Source organism: Streptomyces sp. NPDC006687 (assembly GCF_040636215.1).
Lineage (GTDB): Bacteria > Actinomycetota > Actinomycetes > Streptomycetales > Streptomycetaceae > Streptomyces.
The window spans coordinates 42800-57923 of record NZ_JBEYJJ010000012.1; the positions used below are offsets into that span (position 1 = coordinate 42800).

Genomic DNA, 15124 nt, shown 5'->3' on the forward strand with positions numbered 1-15124 from the left:
GAGCAGGGTCAGACGACGATCAGGGAGTCCAGCGGGGCTCCCGCGAGGGCCCCGGACAGCTTCTCGCGGCCGGGGAGGAAGGAGAGCTCCATCAGGACCGCCACGCCCGCGACCTCGGCCCCGGCCCGCCGGATCAGCTCCAGCGAGGCTTCGGCGGTGCCGCCGGTGGCGAGGACGTCGTCGATGACCATGACCCGGTCACCGGCCGACAGGTCCTCGGCGTGGACCTCGATCTCTGCCGTCCCGTACTCCAGCTCGTACGCCTGGGAGAGGGTGGCGCCGGGCAGCTTGCCGGCCTTGCGCACGGGGACGAAGCCGATGCCCGCCTGGACGGCGACCGGGGCGGCGAGGATGAACCCGCGCGCCTCCAGTCCGACGATCTTCGTCGCGCCGTAGCGGCGGGCCAGCTCCACCAGGGTGCCGGTCAGCGCGCCGAACGCCTTCGGGTCGGCGAGCAGCGGGGTGATGTCCTTGAACATCACGCCCGGCTTCGGGTAGTTCGGGACGTCCGTGATCCGGCTGAGCAGCAGCTCGCGGACCTCGGGGGTGCAGGAGGAGAGCGCGGTCACCGGCGCCGCCTCCCCGGGCCGCCGGCCACGGCCTGCGGGGTGTCGTCCCCGTCGGTGCCGGTGTCGCCCTCGGGCTCCTCGCCCTTGGCGGCCGCGGCCGCCCGCTTGGCGAGCACCCGCTTCTTGAGCGCCTTCATCGCCGGCTCGCGCTCCTTGAGGTCCACGACCAGCGGGGTGGCGATGAAGATCGAGGAGTACGCACCGGCCGCGAGGCCGACGAACAGCGACAGCGAGATGTCGTTGAGCATGCCCGCGCCGAGGAAGCCGCCGCCGATGAACAGCAGGGCCGCGACCGGCAGCAGCGCCACGACGGTGGTGTTGATCGAGCGGACCAGCGTGCCGTTGATGCTGCGGTTGGCGACGTCGCTGAAGGTCCACCGGGTCTGCTTGGTGATGTCCTTCGCGCCCTCCTTGAGACCGTCGAAGACGACGACGGTGTCGTAGAGGGAGTAACCGAGGATGGTCAGCAGACCGATCACGGTGCCCGGGGTGACCTCGAAGCCGACGAGCGCGTACACGCCGACGGTGATGGTGAGGTCGTGGATCAGCGCGACCAGGGCCGCGACGGCCATCCGCCACTCGAAGGCGATGGCGAGGTAGATCACCACGAGGACCATGAAGATCCCGAGGCCGGTCCACGCCTTGTTCGCGATCTGCTCGCCCCAGCTCGGGCCGACCAGGTCCGCGTTGATCTGGCCCGCGTCGACCTTGAGGTCGGTCCCGAGCTGCTTCTTGACGGAGGCGGCGGAGTCGGTGTCCAGACCGGAGATCTGGATGCGCAGGCCGCCGGTGCCGAGCTCCTGCACGATCGCGTCGTGCCCGGACGCCTTCTCCGCGTCCGCGGTCGCCTGCGTCAGGGACACGCTCGTCTTCGGGGTGGTGAAGACGGCGCCGCCCTTGAACTCGATGCCCATGTTGAGGCCCTGGACGGCCAGCGCCACGATCGCCGTGATGGTGATCAGGACGGAGACGCCGTACCAGACGAAGCGCTTGCCGACGAAGTCGTAGCCGACCTCACCGCGGTACAGCTTGGCGCCGAGATCTCCCAGCTTCGACATCTCTCACGCCTCCTTTGCGTCGACGGGGGCGGGGACGGGGCCGGTGCGGCGGGACCGGCGCAGCGGCGGCTTGGCGCCGAGCCGCTTCGGGTCCAGACCGGACCACGGGTGGCCGCTGGAGAAGAACTTCGTCCGCGCCAGCAGGGTCATGACGGGCTTGGTGAAGAGGAACACCACGACCACGTCGAGCAGGGTGGTCAGACCCAGCGTGAAGGCGAAGCCCTGGACCTTGCCGACGGTGACGATGAAGAGCACCGCGGCGGCGAGGAAGGACACGAAGTCGGAGACCAGGATGGTGCGCCGGGCCCGCGGCCAGGCACGCTCGACGGCCGGACGCAGGGTGCGGCCCTCGCGGATCTCGTCACGGATGCGCTCGAAGTACACGATGAACGAGTCCGCCGTGATACCGATGGCGACGATCGCACCGCAGACGGCCGGCAGGTTCAGGGCGAAGCCGATGCCCTTGCCCAGCAGCGCCATGATCGTGTAGGTGAGCACCGCGGACACCAGGAGGCTGACGATCGCGATGAACGCGAGACCGCGGTAGTAGACCAGCAGGTAGATCACGACGAGGGCCAGGCCGATGGCGCCGGCGATCAGACCGGCCTTCAGCTGCTCCCCGCCGAGCGCGGCGGTGACGGTGGTGACGCTGTCCTCCTGGAAGGACAGCGGCAGGGCGCCGTACGAGAGCATGTTGCCCAGGTCCTGCGCGGACTGCTGGGTGAAGCCGCCGGAGATCTCGGCGTTGCCGCCGGTCAGCGCCTGGCTGACGGACGGGTCGGAGATGACCTCGCCGTCGAGGACGATGGCGAACTGGTTCTGCGGGGGCGCCTTGGTGGCCAGCTCACCGGTGATCTTGGCGAACTTGTCGGCGCCCTTGTCGGTGAACTGCATGGTGACGATCCACTGACCGCGCTGCTGGTCGATGACGCCCTTGGCGTCCTTCACGTCCGTGCCCGCGACCTGGGCGGGACCGAGGATCCACTTGCCCCACTGGGGACCGCGCTTGCCACAGGCGAGCATCGGGTCCTCGGGCTTGACGCCCTTGCCCGCCGCCGCGCGCTGCTCCTCGTTGGTGCAGTCGAGCGCGGCGAACTTCGCCTGGAGGCCGGCGACGGCCGGGTCGGCCGGCGGGGTCGGAACGGGCGCCGGGGCCGAGGGGGCACCGGAGACCGGAGCGGACGGCGTGGCCTTGTTGTCGTCTGCCTTCTTCGACTCGCCCGTCGAGGGCGAGGGAGCGGGCGTGCCCGGGGCCTTGAGGGCCTCGCTGAGCACACGGCCCTGGGAAGTGGCGCTGGACGACGGGGTGGCCGACGGCTTGGAGCCGCCGTCGGCCTTCGGGGCGCCGGAACCGCTCGCGGAGGGGCTCGGGGAGCCGCTCGGCTTGGTCTCGGGGGCGGCGGGGGCGCCGTCCGCGAAGGCGAGCACCGGGCGGAAGTACAGCTGGGCGGTGGTACCGACCTGCTCGCGCGCCTGCTGCTCGTTCGTCCCCTTGGGGATGTTGACGATGATGTGGTCGCGGCCCTGGGTCTGGACCTCGGCCTCCGACACGCCGAGACCGTTGACACGGCGCTCGATGATGCCGACCGCGGTGTTCATGTTGGTCTCGTTGACCGCGTCCGGCTTGCCGGGCTCACTCTTCGCCTTGAGCGTGATGCTCGTACCGCCCGCGAGGTCGATGCCCAGACGGGGGGTGGTCTGATGAGAGAGGAACATCCCCGCGGTGAGCGCCACCATCGCGATCAGGATGAGGGCCAGGGCGCGCCCCGGCCTCCCCTGAGCCCCCGTGGGCCGCCGGCCCTTCTTCGGTGCTGCCACCTTGTCGTATCTCCCTGTCCAACCGTCCCGCGCCGGGTCAGCGCGCGGACGGCCACGAAATGTGTGGTGGGGACCCCTGCCCCCCGCAGAAGTCGGTACGGGGACCCCGGCGGCCGCCGGTCGGGCGCCGCCTGCGGTCCCCGGCGGCCGCTACTTGGCGCCGGTCTCGCCGTCGGTGTTGCCGTCCTTCGGCTCGTCGTCCTTGTTCAGGTCGAGCTTCGGGGCGTCCTCGGGGGCGGAGTCCTTGTCCTTGGACAGGTCCGTCTTCGGGGAATCGGTGCCGGTCAGCGAGGAGGCGTCGTCGGGGACGGTCAGCTCGTCGGTGGGGGCACCGTGGACGATGCGGTTGTACTCGTCGTCGGCCAGCACGGCGCCGATGGCGTTCTTGGCGTAGACCGCGTGGACGCCGGGGGCCACCTCAAGGGTGACGGTGTCCTCACCGATCTCCTTGACCGTGGCGTACATGCCGCCGATCGTGCGGACGCCGGTGCCGGCCGTCATGTGGTCACGCATCTGCGCGGCCTGCTGCTGCTTCTTCTTGGCGGAGCGGGTCATCAGGAACATCGCCCCGATGAGCACGATGAACGGGAGGAGTGTCACGAGATTCACGGGACGGAGATCCTATCCACGACCGCACGGGAGACGGCCTTTTTCTACGGGGGGTGGGCACACCGACCTGAACGGTCGGCATCGGCGGAGTCTAGGCGAGTCCGCACCGATGGAACAACGCCCAGCATGGCACCGCAGTTCCTGACCGGTCGAACCTCCGCGCCGTCAGCCCCCGAACAGGCCCTGTTGTGCGCTTGATCCGCCGCCCGGGTGCTGTGGGGGAACAAGTCCCAGGTGAGCCCATGCCGCCGGGGTCGCGACCCGGCCCCGGGGGGTCCGGGCCAGCAGCCCCTCCCGCACCAGGAAGGGCTCGGCCACCTCCTCGACCGTCTCGCGCTCCTCCCCCACGGCGACGGCGAGGGTGGACAGCCCGACGGGACCGCCGCCGAACAGCTTGAGCAGGGCCTCCAGCACGGCCCGGTCCAGCCGGTCGAGGCCGCGCGCGTCCACCTCGTACACCTGGAGGGCCGTGGCGGCCACCTCGCGGTTGACCACCCCGTCGGCCCGTACCTGCGCGTAGTCGCGGACGCGGCGCAGCAGGCGGTTGGCGATACGGGGGGTGCCGCGGGAGCGGCCGGCGATCTCGGCGGCGCCGGCGGTGTCGATCTCCACGTCGAGGAGGCGGGCGGAGCGGTGGATGACGCGTTCCAGCTCCTCGGGGGCGTAGAACTCCATGTGCCCGGTGAACCCGAAGCGGTCGCGCAGCGGGGGCGGCAGCAGCCCGGCCCGGGTGGTGGCTCCCACGAGGGTGAAGGGGGGCAGTTCCAGCGGGATCGCGGTCGCTCCGGGTCCCTTGCCGACGATCACGTCGACGCGGAAGTCCTCCATGGCCATGTACAGCATCTCCTCGGCGGGCCGGGACATGCGGTGGATCTCGTCCAGGAAGAGGACCTCGCCCTCCTGGAGGGAGGAGAGGATGGCGGCGAGGTCTCCGGCGTGCTGGATGGCGGGGCCGGAGGTGATCCGGATGGGCGCCCCCATCTCCGCGGCGATGATCATGGAGAGGGTGGTCTTGCCGAGGCCGGGCGCGCCGGAGAGCAGGACGTGGTCGGCGGTGGCCCCGCGCTGACGGGCCGCCTTCAGGACGAGGTCGAGCTGCTGGCGGACCTTCTCCTGGCCGACGAACTCGCCGAGGTCCTTGGGGCGCAGGGCCGCCTCGACGGCGGTGTCCTCGCCGTCGGCCGCGGCCGCTACCAGCCGGTCCGGCTCGGGGGTGTCGGTTTCGTCGTCCCAGTTCACGCTGCCAGTCTGCCTTCCAGGTCGTTGCGGTGGTCCGTCCGGGGTCCCCCGCCGCGGCGGGGCCCGGTCAGCGGGTGCGGTTGAGGGACTGGAGGGCCGCTCGCAGGAGCTGGGGGACGGGGGCCGAGCCGCCGGCGGCGAGGGCCGCCTCCGCCTGCGGGGTCACCGTGACCACGGCCTCCTCGGCCTCGCGGGAGGCGTACCCGAGGCCGATGAGCGCCGCCGTGAGCTGCTCGGTCCAGGGGGCGGGCCCGGACGCCACGGGGGCCCGCTGCGCCCCGACCAGGGCGGAGGCCGACCCCAGCTTGCCCTTCAGCTCCAGCAGCAGCTTCTGGGCGCCCTTCTTGCCGATTCCGGGCACGGCGGTCAGCGCCTTCTCGTCCCCCGACTCGACGGCCACCCGCAGGGTGTCCGGGCTGTGGACGCCGAGCATCGCCTGGGCCAGCCGCGGGCCGACACCGCTGGCGGTCTGGAGCAGCTCGAAGACCTGGCGCTCGTCGTCGTCGGCGAAGCCGTACAGGGTCAGGGAGTCCTCCCGCACCACCAGGGAGGTGGCCAGCCGGGCCGGTTCGCCGACGCTCAGCCCCGCGAGGGTGTTCGGGGTGCACTGCACGGCCATACCCACTCCCCCGACCTCGATCACGGCGAGGGTGGTGGTGAGGGCGGCGACCGGGCCGCTGACGAAGGCGATCATCTCGTACGGCCTTTCAAGGCGGAGGCGGAGGCGGAGGCGGGAGCGGTGGCGAGGGCGGCGGCGGTGGCGGAGGCGTGCCGGGCCACCGCCTGCTGGAGGCGGCTGTGGGCCGGGGCCCGCCAGATGTGGCAGATGGCGAGCGCGAGCGCATCGGCGGCGTCGGCCGGCTTCGGCGGTTCGGCCAGCCGCAGCAGCCGGGTCACCATGGCCCCGACCTGCGCCTTGTCGGCCCGTCCGCTGCCGGTGACGGCGGCCTTGACCTCGCTGGGGGTGTGCAGGGCGACGGGTATCCCCCGGCGCGCCGCGCACAGCATGGCGACGGCGCTGGCCTGGGCGGTGCCCATCACCGTGCGGACGTTGTGCTGGCTGAAGACCCGTTCCACGGCGACGTACTCCGGCCGGTACTCATCGAGCCACTGCTCGATCCCGCGCTCGATGGCGACGAGCCGGTGCCCCAGCTCGGCATCGGCGGGGGTCCGTACGACGCCCACGCCGACCATGGTCAGGGGCCGCCCGGCGACGCCCTCGACCACGCCGACCCCGCACCGCGTCAGCCCCGGGTCCACGCCCAGTACGCGCACCGCGCCCCCCTCCTCCGGTCACCGCTCACCTGTCCGTGCAGGCTATCCGCCCGCACTGACAATGCGACGGCGGGCCGACAGGGTGTGTCCCTGTCGGCCCGCCGTCGGCAACGGCCGGGGTGGCGACGTCAGGCGTCGACCTTCTCCATGACCTCGTCCGAGACGTCGAAGTTGGCGAAGACGTTCTGGACGTCGTCGCTGTCCTCCAGCGCGTCGATCAGCTTGAAGATCTTGCGCGCGCCCTCTTCGTCGAGCTCGACCTGCATGGTCGGGACGAAGCTGGAGTCCGCGGAGTCGTAGTCGATGCCGGCCTCCTGGAGCGCGGTGCGGACCGCGACCAGGTCGGTGGCCTCGCTGATGATCTCCCAGGTGTCGCCGTTGTCGTTGACCTCTTCGGCGCCGGCGTCCAGGACCGCGCCGAGGACGTCGTCCTCGCTGAGCTCCGCCTTGGGCAGCAGGATGACGCCCTTGCGGTTGAACAGGTACGACACCGAGCCCGGGTCGGCCATCGAGCCGCCGTTGCGGGTCATGGCGACGCGGACGTCGGAGGCGGCGCGGTTGCGGTTGTCGGTGAGGCACTCGATGAGCACCGCGACGCCGTTCGGGCCGTAGCCCTCGTACATGATCGTCTCGTAGTCGGCGCCGCCGGCCTCCAGGCCGCCGCCGCGCTTGACCGCGGAGTCGATGTTCTTGTTCGGGACCGAGTTCTTCTTGGCCTTCTGGACGGCGTCGTACAGCGTCGGGTTGCCGTCGATGTCGGCGCCGCCCATACGGGCCGCGACCTCGATGTTCTTGATCAGCTTCGCGAAGAGCTTGCCGCGCTTGGCATCGATCACGGCCTTCTTGTGCTTCGTCGTAGCCCATTTAGAGTGGCCGGACATCCGCCTGTCTCCTTCGCGTCACCAACAGTGTTCACCTGAGATCCTACCGGGAGCTGATTACAGCGCCGCGCGCACCATGTCGACGAAGTACGCGTGGACGCGGTCGTCGCCGGTCAGTTCGGGGTGGAACGAGGTGGCGAGGACGTTGCCCTGCCGGACGGCGACCGTGTGGCCGTCGTACGCGGCGAGGACCTCGGCGCAGGCGCCGACCGACTCGACCCAGGGGGCGCGGATGAAGACGCCCTCGACGGGTCCGCCCTCGATGCCGGCGAACTCGATCTTCGCCTCGAAGGACTCGTTCTGCCGGCCGAAGGCGTTGCGGCGGACGATCATGTCAATGCCGCCGAGCGTCTCCTGGTCGTCACGGCCGTCCAGCAGCTTGTCGGCCAGCATGATCATGCCGGCGCAGGTGCCGTAGACCGGCATGCCGGCGCGGACGCGCTCGCGCAGCGGCTCCAGCATGCCGAACAGGACCGCGAGCTTCGACATGGTCGTGGACTCGCCGCCGGGGATCACCAGGCCGTCGACCTCGGCGAGCTCCTCGGGACGCCGGACCGGCCTGGCCACGGCGTCCGCCGCGGCCAGGGCGATCAGGTGCTCCCGTACGTCGCCCTGGAGGGCCAGGACACCGATCACGGGGGGGTTGTTCATCGTGGGGTGCCTTACCAGCCGCGGTTGGCGTAGCGCTCGGCCTCGGGGAGGGTGTCGCAGTTGATGCCGACCATGGCCTCGCCCAGGTTGCGGGACGCGTCCGCGATGATCTTCGGGTCGTCGAAGAAGGTGGTGGCCTTCACGATGGCGGCGGCGCGCTTGGCCGGGTCGCCCGACTTGAAGATGCCGGAGCCGACGAAGACGCCCTCGGCGCCGAGCTGGCGCATCAGCGCGGCGTCGGCCGGGGTGGCGACGCCACCGGCGGAGAACAGCACGACGGGGAGCTTGCCGAGCTCGGCGACCTCCTTGACGAGCTCGTACGGGGCGCGCAGCTCCTTGGCGGCGGCGTACAGCTCGTTGTTGTCGAAGCCGCGCAGCTTGGCGATCTCGTTCTTGATCTGGCGCAGGTGGCGGACGGCCTCGACGACGTTGCCGGTGCCGGCCTCGCCCTTGGAGCGGATCATGGCCGCGCCCTCGGCGATGCGGCGCAGGGCCTCGCCCAGGTTGGTGGCGCCACAGACGAAGGGGGTGGTGAAGGCCCACTTGTCGGAGTGGTTGACCTCGTCGGCCGGGGTCAGGACCTCGGACTCGTCGATGTAGTCGACGCCGAGGGACTGCAGCACCTGGGCCTCGACGAAGTGGCCGATGCGGGACTTGGCCATGACCGGGATGGAGACGGCGCCGATGATCTCCTCGATCATGTTCGGGTCCGACATACGGGCCACGCCGCCGTCCTTGCGGATGTCGGCGGGAACCCGCTCCAGGGCCATGACGGCCACGGCGCCGGCGTCCTCGGCGATCTTGGCCTGCTCGGCGTTGACCACGTCCATGATCACGCCGCCCTTGAGCTGCTCGGCCATGCCGCGCTTGACGCGGGAGGTGCCGATCGCCGACTCGGCGGACTGGGGGGAGGTGGGAAGCGTGCTCACGGGTTGACCTCACTCGAAGGGAACTCGAACGGAAGACGGGTACTGCGGGTACTACTGGGCCGAGGAAACCCCACCGACCAGTCCACTACAAGGGCCAATATGGAGCCGGTGGCTCCTTGATTTGTCCCCGGCGGCCCTGGTGGACCCCGGTCGGCCCCCTCCCCACCCCCGTACGGCGGCCTACGCGGGGCGGTCCGCGAGGTCGGCCGGGGGTTCGTCGTCCATCTCGAAGGCGAGCGGGAACGGCGCGTGCCCCGCCAGGCGGAACCAGCGGACCTTGCGGTGCCGGCGCAGGGCGCGGGCGGCCCGCACGGCGTCGTTGAGGAAGCGGCGGGCCATCGGCACCCGGCGTACCGCCGCCGCCAGCTCCGCGGCCGCCTCCGCACCGCCGGGAGCGGCCTTGAGGACCTCCACCTGGTCGGCGTCGGCGAAGACCGCGCGCAGCGCCTGGCTGAGCTCGCTCTCGGCGACCTCCCGGTGCTCCTCCTCGGCCTGGCGGGCGGCGTGCGCGGCCTCGTACAGCACGAGGGAGGAGGCGGGGTCGAGCGCCCCCGAGGTGGCCACCTCCAGTACGACGGAGGCGCGCCGCACGAGCTGCGCGTCCAGGGCGGCGCGGGCGGCGTCCATCCGGGTGTGCAGCCGGTCCAGCCGCCCGGCGGTCCAGCTGAGGTAGACCCCGATGGCACCGAGGGCCACCGCGCTCCAGACAAGGTTTTCGATCACGGGCGGCGACACTACCGGCTCCGGCGCGCCGCCCGCCCGTCCCGCCGGCCGGGCGGCGGTCTCAGCCCTCCCGCGAGAAGCCGAGGCGGGTGCGCAGGGAGACCCGTTCGTCGGCGGCCACGGCGGCCGCGCCGTCGGTGACCGTCTCGTAGACGGCCAGGATGTCCGCGCCGACCGTCGACCAGTCGAAGCGGCGTACGTGGGCCGAGCCGCGGGAGCTCAGCTCCGCGCGCCGCGCCGGGTCGCGCAGCAGGGCGATCGCGGCGTCCGCCAGGGAGCCGGCGTCCTCGTTGGCGAAGAGCTCCCCGGCCGCGCCCTTGTCCAGCACCTGGGCGAAGGCGTCGAGGTCGGAGGCGAGGACGGCCGCCCCGGCGGAGAGCGCCTCGACGAGGATGATCCCGAAGCTCTCGCCCCCGGTGTTGGGGGCCACGTAGACGTCGACGCTGCGCAGCAGGCGCGCCTTGTCCTCGTCGGAGACCATGCCGAGGAACTCCACGCGGGAGCGCAGCGCGGGCGGCAGGGAGGCGACGGCCTCCTCCTCGTCGCCCCGGCCGGCCACCAGGAGCCGTACGTCCGGGCACTGCTCCACGATCCGCGGGAAGGCGGCCATGAGCACGGGCAGGCCCTTGCGCGGCTCGTCGATCCGGCCGATGAAGCCGAGGGTCTGCCCGGTCCATTCCGCCTTCGGTTCGGCGCGGGCGAAGAACTCGACGTCCACCCCGTTGGGAATGACCACGGCGTCCCCGCCGAGGTGTTCGACGAGGGTCCGCCGGGCGTACTCGCTGACCGCGATCCGGGCGCTGATCTTCTCCAGCGCGGGCTGGAGGATCGGGTACGCCGCGATCATCGCCCGGGAGCGGGGGTTGGAGGTGTGGAACGTGGCCACGATGGGCCCCTGCGCCGCCCAGCAGGACAGCAGCCCGAGGGAGGGGGAGGCCGGCTCGTGGATGTGGATGACGTCGAAGACCCCCTCGTGCAGCCAGCGCCGTACGCGGGCGGCCGACAGGAAGCCGAAGTTCAGCCGGGCGACGGAGCCGTTGTAGGGCACCGGTACGGCACGGCCCGCCGAGACCACGTAGGGCGGCAGCGGGGTCTCGTCGTCGGCGGGGGCCAGGACCGACACCTCGTGGCCGCGGCGGATCAGGTGTTCGGCCAGGTCGCGGATGTGGAACTGGACCCCGCCCGGGACGTCCCAGGAGTACGGGCAGACGATGCCGATCTTCACTACGGGCGCTCCTCGAGGTCGTCGAGCCACAGCCGCTGGAGCATGTGCCAGTCCTGCGGATGCTCGGCGATCCCCGACGCGAAGGCGTCGGCCACCGCCTGGGTCATGGCGGCGGTCTTCTCGGCCCGGGACCCCTGCGCGGGTACCTCCACCTCGGGGTGGATCCGGCCGTACATCTTCGGGGCGTCCCCGTAGTACAGGGTGGCCGGCAGCAGGGCCGCGCCGGTCTGCTGGGCGAGCAGGGCGGGCCCGGCGGGCATCCGGGCGGTGGCGCCGAAGAACTCCACCTCCACTCCGGAGGCGGACAGGTCCCGGTCGGCGACCAGGCAGACCAGCCCGCCGGCGCGCAGCCGGCGCGCGAGGGTGCCGAAGGCGGCTCCGCCGCTGTGTGGCAGGACCTCCATGCCCAGGCTCTCCCGGTAGGCCACGAAGCGGTCGTAGAGGGACTCGGGCTTGAGGCGCTCGGCGACCGTGGTGAAGGGCACGCCGAGATGACCGGTGGCCCAGGCCCCGGCCAGGTCCCAGTTGGCCAGGTGCGGCAGGGCCACGATCACTCCGCGGCCGGAGGCGAGGGCCTCGCGCAGGACGTGCTCGTCCTTCATGACCACGTCCGTGCCGAACCGCCGGGGGTCCATGGCGGGCAGCCGGAAGGACTCCATCCAGTAGCGCATGTACGAGCGCATGCCCGCCTGCGACAGGGCGCGCAGCCGCTCGGGCCCGGCGTCGGGCACCACCCGGGCCAGGTTGGACTCCAGGCGCAGCACGCTCTTGCCGCGGCGCTTCCACGTCACGTCGGCGATCTTCCGGCCGAGGGCCGCCGCCACCGGCTCGGGCAGCTTCTTGACGCCGGCCCAGCCGAGCCCGTAGAGCCCGTCGACCAGCTTGTCCCTGGCGTCGCCCATCAGTGCGCGCCGCCCTCGGCGGGGGCCGCCGCGTCGGCCTCGGCGGCCTCGCGGCGTACGGTGACCACCCGCTGGACCAGCGTGACCAGGGAGCCGGCCGCCACCACCCACAGGGCGACGGGCAGCAGGATCCCGATCCAGGAGGGCACCCCGAAGGTCTGCAGCCCGGACAGACCGGCCGCGACCAGCGTGATCACCAGGCGCTCGGCGCGCTCGACGAGCCCGTTGACGGCCACCGGCAGCCCGATCGCCTCGCCCCGGGCCTTGGTGTACGAGACCACCTGGCCGCTGGCCAGGCAGAAGATCGCCACCGCGCACAGCACGTTGTCACCGCCGGAGCCCGCGTACCAGAGCGCCAGCCCGCCGAAGATCGCCGCGTCGGCCACCCGGTCGAGGGTGGAGTCGAGGAAGGCGCCCCAGCGGCTGGAGACCCCGGCCTGGCGGGCCATGTTCCCGTCCACCAGGTCGGAGAAGACGAAGAGGGTGATGGTGATCGTGCCCCAGAAGAACGCGCCCCGGGGGAAGAAGACCAGCGCCCCGGCCACCACTCCCGCGGTGCCGATCAGCGTGACCGCGTCGGGGCTCACCCCCCGGCGGAGGAGAAATGCGGCGAACGGCGTGAGAACACGCGTGAAGAACGCACGCGCGTACTTGTTCAGCATGGCCTTGTCCCGGAGGGTCGCTGGGCCGCGCGGCCACTTCGGCCACCGGCTGGCCCATCGTAGCCAGCGCCCCGGGTCCCGGGCGCCCCGCACCCTCCGGTTCGCCGTACGCAATCTCCCGGCCGCCCCCGCCCGGGCGCCCGTTCGCTCGCCTGTCCGTGGCCGGTACGACGTATGGACGCGGTGTGACGCCAGTGCAAAGCTCGAAGGAGCCCGATCACCCTCCTCCACCGCAGCACCGGGAGGCACGAGCATCATGGGACCCACATCACACCAGGCCGGGGCCGCCGGCAGGGCACTGACGGCCGACCGGCCCGACTCCGTTCGCAACGTCGTGCTGGTCGGCCACAGCGGCGCCGGAAAGACCACCCTGGTCGAGGCCCTGGCCCTGACCGCGGGGGCCGTGAACCGCGCCGGGCGGGTCGAGGACGGGAGCACCGTCTCGGACTACGACGAGATCGAGCAGCGCCGCCAGCGTTCCGTCCAGCTCTCCCTGGTCCCCGTCGAATGGGCCGGAATCAAGATCAACCTCCTGGACACCCCCGGATACGCCGACTTCGTCGGGGAACTGCGGGCCGGTCTGCGCGCCGCGGACGCGGCCCTCTTCGTCGTCTCCGCCGCCGACGGGATCGACGGGGCGACCCGGATGGTGTGGGACGAGTGCGAGGCCGTCGGTATGCCGCGCGCCATCGTCGTCACCCATTTGGAGGCAGCCCGCTCCGATTACTCGCAGATGGCCTCCGTGTGCGGCGAGATCTTCGGCGCCGACGACCCGGACGCCGTCATCCCCCTCTACCTCCCCCTCCTGGGCACCCCGGGAGCCGACGGCCACGCCCCCGTGCGCGGACTGCTCGGCCTGCTCTCCCGGCGCGTCCACGACTACTCCTCCGGCCGGCGCGTCGAACGCGACCCGGATCCCGGGGAACTCGCCCTCATCGACAGCGCCCGCTCCCGCCTGATCGAGGGGATCATCGCCGAGAGCGAGGACGAGACCCTCATGGACCGCTACCTCGGCGGCGAGGACATCGACGTCAAGACCCTCATCGACGACCTGGAGCGGGCCGTCGCCCGCGGCACCTTCCACCCCGTCCTGATGGCCGCCCCCGCCGCCGAGGGCGCCCGCGAGGGCCTGGGCACCGTGGAACTGCTCGAACTGATCACCGGCGGCTTCCCCACCCCCGCCGAGCGCCCGCCCCTGACCGTCACCGCCCCCGACGGCAGCCCGCGCCCCGACCTCGGCTGCGACCCCGCGGGGCCGCTGCTCGCCGAGGTCGTCAAGACCTCCTCCGACCCCTATGTGGGCCGCGTCTCCCTCGTCCGCGTCTTCTCCGGCACCCTGCGCCCCGAGGAGACCGTCCACGTCTCGGGGCACGGGCTGGAGGACCGGGGCCACGAGGACCACGATCTCGACGAGCGCATCGGCGCTCTCACCTCCCCCTTCGGCAAACAGCAGCGCACCCTGTCCGTCTGCGTCGCCGGCGACCTGGCCTGCGTGGCCAAGCTCACCCGCGCCGAGACCGGCGACACCCTGTCCGCCAAGGACGCCCCCCTCCTGCTGGAGCCCTGGGCGATGCCCGAACCGCTGCTCCCCCTCGCCATCGAGGCCCACAGCAAGGCCGACGAGGACAAGCTCTCCCAGGGTCTGGCCCGGCTCGTCGCCGAGGACCCCACCATGCGGCTGGAGCAGAACCCGCACACCCACCAGCTGGTCCTGTGGTGCCTCGGCGAGGCCCACCAGGACCTCGCCCTGGAGCGGCTGCGCACCCGCTTCGGGGTCCAGGTCGACCCCGTCCCCCACAAGGTGAGCCTGCGCGAGACCTTCGGCGCCAAGGCCGCCGGGCGCGGCCGGCACGTCAAGCAGTCCGGCGGGCACGGCCAGTTCGCCATCTGCGAGATCGAGGTGGAGCCCCTCCCGCCCGGCAGCGGCATCGAGTTCGTCGACAAGGTGGTGGGCGGCTCGGTGCCCCGCCAGTTCATCCCGTCCGTGGAGAAGGGCGTACGGGCCCAGGCGGCCCGGGGCGTCGCGGCCGGCTACCCGCTGGTCGACGTCCGCGTCATCCTGCTCGACGGGAAGGCGCACTCGGTGGACTCCTCCGACGCCGCCTTCCAGACGGCGGGCGCCCTCGCCCTGCGCGAGGCCGCCGCGCAGACCCCCGTCCACCTGCTGGAGCCCGTCGCCGAGGTCGACGTCGTCGTCCCCGACGAGTACGTGGGCCCGGTCATGAGCGACCTCGCCGGCCGGCGCGGCCGCGTCGTCGGCACCGAACAGGCCGAGCCGGGCCGCACCCGGGTACGCGCCGAGGTCCCCGAGATCGAGATCGGCCGCTACGCCGTGGACCTGCGCTCGGTCTCCCACGGCACCGGCCGCTTCGGCCGCGCCTACGCCCGGCACGAGCCGATGCCCCCGCACCTGGCCGACAAGGTTCGCGAACAGGCGGAAAAGGGAAGCCCGTTGACATAGCGCTCACCCGGCGCACCGGTCACCGCCCACCCAACCCGCTTGCGGTGGGCGGTATTTCCCTGTCCCATGACCATGGGGCGGAGTACCCCGTTAGGCTCTTCGGCGGGGCGCGGAGCACGACG

General features: G+C 72.1%; 15 protein-coding genes. 1 reads left to right on the forward strand and 14 read right to left on the reverse strand.

What is annotated here, in order from left to right:
* Positions 1 to 8: 8 nt before the first annotated feature.
* The 14 genes from ABZ716_RS17000 to pgsA all read right to left on the reverse strand — a co-directional run bounded on the left by ABZ716_RS17000 (position 9) and on the right by pgsA (position 12541).
* On the reverse strand, positions 9 to 569 hold the full coding sequence (locus ABZ716_RS17000; RefSeq protein ID WP_358812360.1) for an adenine phosphoribosyltransferase: 561 nt from the start codon (positions 567 to 569) through the stop codon (positions 9 to 11).
* Positions 566 to 1627 (reverse strand): protein translocase subunit SecF, encoded by a 1062-nt coding sequence (secF, locus tag ABZ716_RS17005; protein WP_358812361.1) that lies wholly within the window; start codon positions 1625 to 1627, stop codon positions 566 to 568. The genes ABZ716_RS17000 and secF overlap by 4 nt, the downstream gene beginning before the upstream one ends.
* A 3-nt stretch (positions 1628 to 1630) precedes the next feature.
* Positions 1631 to 3445 carry a protein translocase subunit SecD gene (secD, locus tag ABZ716_RS17010; RefSeq protein WP_358812362.1) on the reverse strand — a complete coding sequence of 605 codons (1815 nt, stop codon included), beginning with the start codon at positions 3443 to 3445 and terminating at the stop codon, positions 1631 to 1633.
* A gap of 150 nt (positions 3446 to 3595) precedes the next feature.
* Positions 3596 to 4054: a preprotein translocase subunit YajC gene (gene yajC / locus ABZ716_RS17015; protein ID WP_358812363.1), complete on the reverse strand. Its 459-nt coding sequence runs from the start codon at positions 4052 to 4054 to the stop codon at positions 3596 to 3598.
* Positions 4055 to 4219: 165 nt separating this feature from the next.
* Entirely contained in the window at positions 4220 to 5293 is a 1074-nt protein-coding gene (ruvB, locus tag ABZ716_RS17020) for a Holliday junction branch migration DNA helicase RuvB (protein ID WP_358812364.1), read from the reverse strand.
* Positions 5294 to 5360: 67 nt separating this feature from the next.
* Positions 5361 to 5987: a Holliday junction branch migration protein RuvA gene (gene ruvA / locus ABZ716_RS17025; protein ID WP_358959727.1), complete on the reverse strand. Its 627-nt coding sequence runs from the start codon at positions 5985 to 5987 to the stop codon at positions 5361 to 5363.
* Positions 5984 to 6568, reverse strand: coding sequence for a crossover junction endodeoxyribonuclease RuvC (gene ruvC, locus ABZ716_RS17030; RefSeq protein ID WP_358959730.1), 585 nt, complete (start codon positions 6566 to 6568; stop codon positions 5984 to 5986). Before ruvC ends, ruvA begins: the two co-directional genes overlap by 4 nt.
* 128 nt (positions 6569 to 6696) lie before the next feature.
* Entirely contained in the window at positions 6697 to 7449 is a 753-nt protein-coding gene (locus ABZ716_RS17035; RefSeq protein WP_351885547.1) for a YebC/PmpR family DNA-binding transcriptional regulator, read from the reverse strand.
* A 57-nt stretch (positions 7450 to 7506) separates the two neighbouring features.
* Complete coding sequence (pdxT, locus tag ABZ716_RS17040; RefSeq protein ID WP_355970616.1) at positions 7507 to 8100, reverse strand: pyridoxal 5'-phosphate synthase glutaminase subunit PdxT; 594 nt, start codon at positions 8098 to 8100, stop codon at positions 7507 to 7509.
* An 11-nt stretch (positions 8101 to 8111) separates the two neighbouring features.
* A complete protein-coding gene (gene pdxS, locus ABZ716_RS17045; RefSeq protein ID WP_351885553.1) occupies positions 8112 to 9029 on the reverse strand; it encodes a pyridoxal 5'-phosphate synthase lyase subunit PdxS in 918 nt (305 codons plus the stop codon).
* 180 nt (positions 9030 to 9209) lie between these two features.
* Positions 9210 to 9752: a hypothetical protein gene (locus tag ABZ716_RS17050; RefSeq protein ID WP_351885556.1), complete on the reverse strand. Its 543-nt coding sequence runs from the start codon at positions 9750 to 9752 to the stop codon at positions 9210 to 9212.
* 61 nt (positions 9753 to 9813) lie between these two features.
* Entirely contained in the window at positions 9814 to 10977 is a 1164-nt protein-coding gene (locus ABZ716_RS17055) for a glycosyltransferase family 4 protein (protein ID WP_358812367.1), read from the reverse strand.
* On the reverse strand, positions 10977 to 11879 hold the full coding sequence (locus ABZ716_RS17060; protein WP_358959732.1) for a phosphatidylinositol mannoside acyltransferase: 903 nt from the start codon (positions 11877 to 11879) through the stop codon (positions 10977 to 10979). The genes ABZ716_RS17055 and ABZ716_RS17060 overlap by 1 nt, the downstream gene beginning before the upstream one ends.
* Positions 11879 to 12541: a phosphatidylinositol phosphate synthase gene (gene pgsA, locus ABZ716_RS17065; protein WP_358812369.1), complete on the reverse strand. Its 663-nt coding sequence runs from the start codon at positions 12539 to 12541 to the stop codon at positions 11879 to 11881. The genes ABZ716_RS17060 and pgsA overlap by 1 nt, the downstream gene beginning before the upstream one ends.
* A 256-nt stretch (positions 12542 to 12797) precedes the next feature.
* Here pgsA and ABZ716_RS17070 point away from each other — a divergent pair, with 256 nt between their 5' ends.
* Positions 12798 to 15002 carry an elongation factor G-like protein EF-G2 gene (locus ABZ716_RS17070; protein WP_358959734.1) on the forward strand — a complete coding sequence of 735 codons (2205 nt, stop codon included), beginning with the start codon at positions 12798 to 12800 and terminating at the stop codon, positions 15000 to 15002.
* Positions 15003 to 15124 lie beyond the last annotated feature (122 nt).

Bases quoted from the DNA above. Each gene is read 5' to 3' on its own strand.
- ABZ716_RS17070 (WP_358959734.1), top strand. From the start codon at position 12,798: ATGGGACCCACATCACACCAGGCCGGGGCCGCCGGCAGGGCACTGACG.
- pdxT (WP_355970616.1), bottom strand. From the start codon at position 8,100: ATGAACAACCCCCCCGTGATCGGTGTCCTGGCCCTCCAGGGCGACGTA.
- secF (WP_358812361.1), bottom strand. From the start codon at position 1,627: ATGTCGAAGCTGGGAGATCTCGGCGCCAAGCTGTACCGCGGTGAGGTC.
- ABZ716_RS17060 (WP_358959732.1), bottom strand. From the start codon at position 11,879: ATGGGCGACGCCAGGGACAAGCTGGTCGACGGGCTCTACGGGCTCGGC.
- ruvA (WP_358959727.1), bottom strand. From the start codon at position 5,987: ATGATCGCCTTCGTCAGCGGCCCGGTCGCCGCCCTCACCACCACCCTC.
- ABZ716_RS17035 (WP_351885547.1), bottom strand. From the start codon at position 7,449: ATGTCCGGCCACTCTAAATGGGCTACGACGAAGCACAAGAAGGCCGTG.
- pgsA (WP_358812369.1), bottom strand. From the start codon at position 12,541: ATGCTGAACAAGTACGCGCGTGCGTTCTTCACGCGTGTTCTCACGCCG.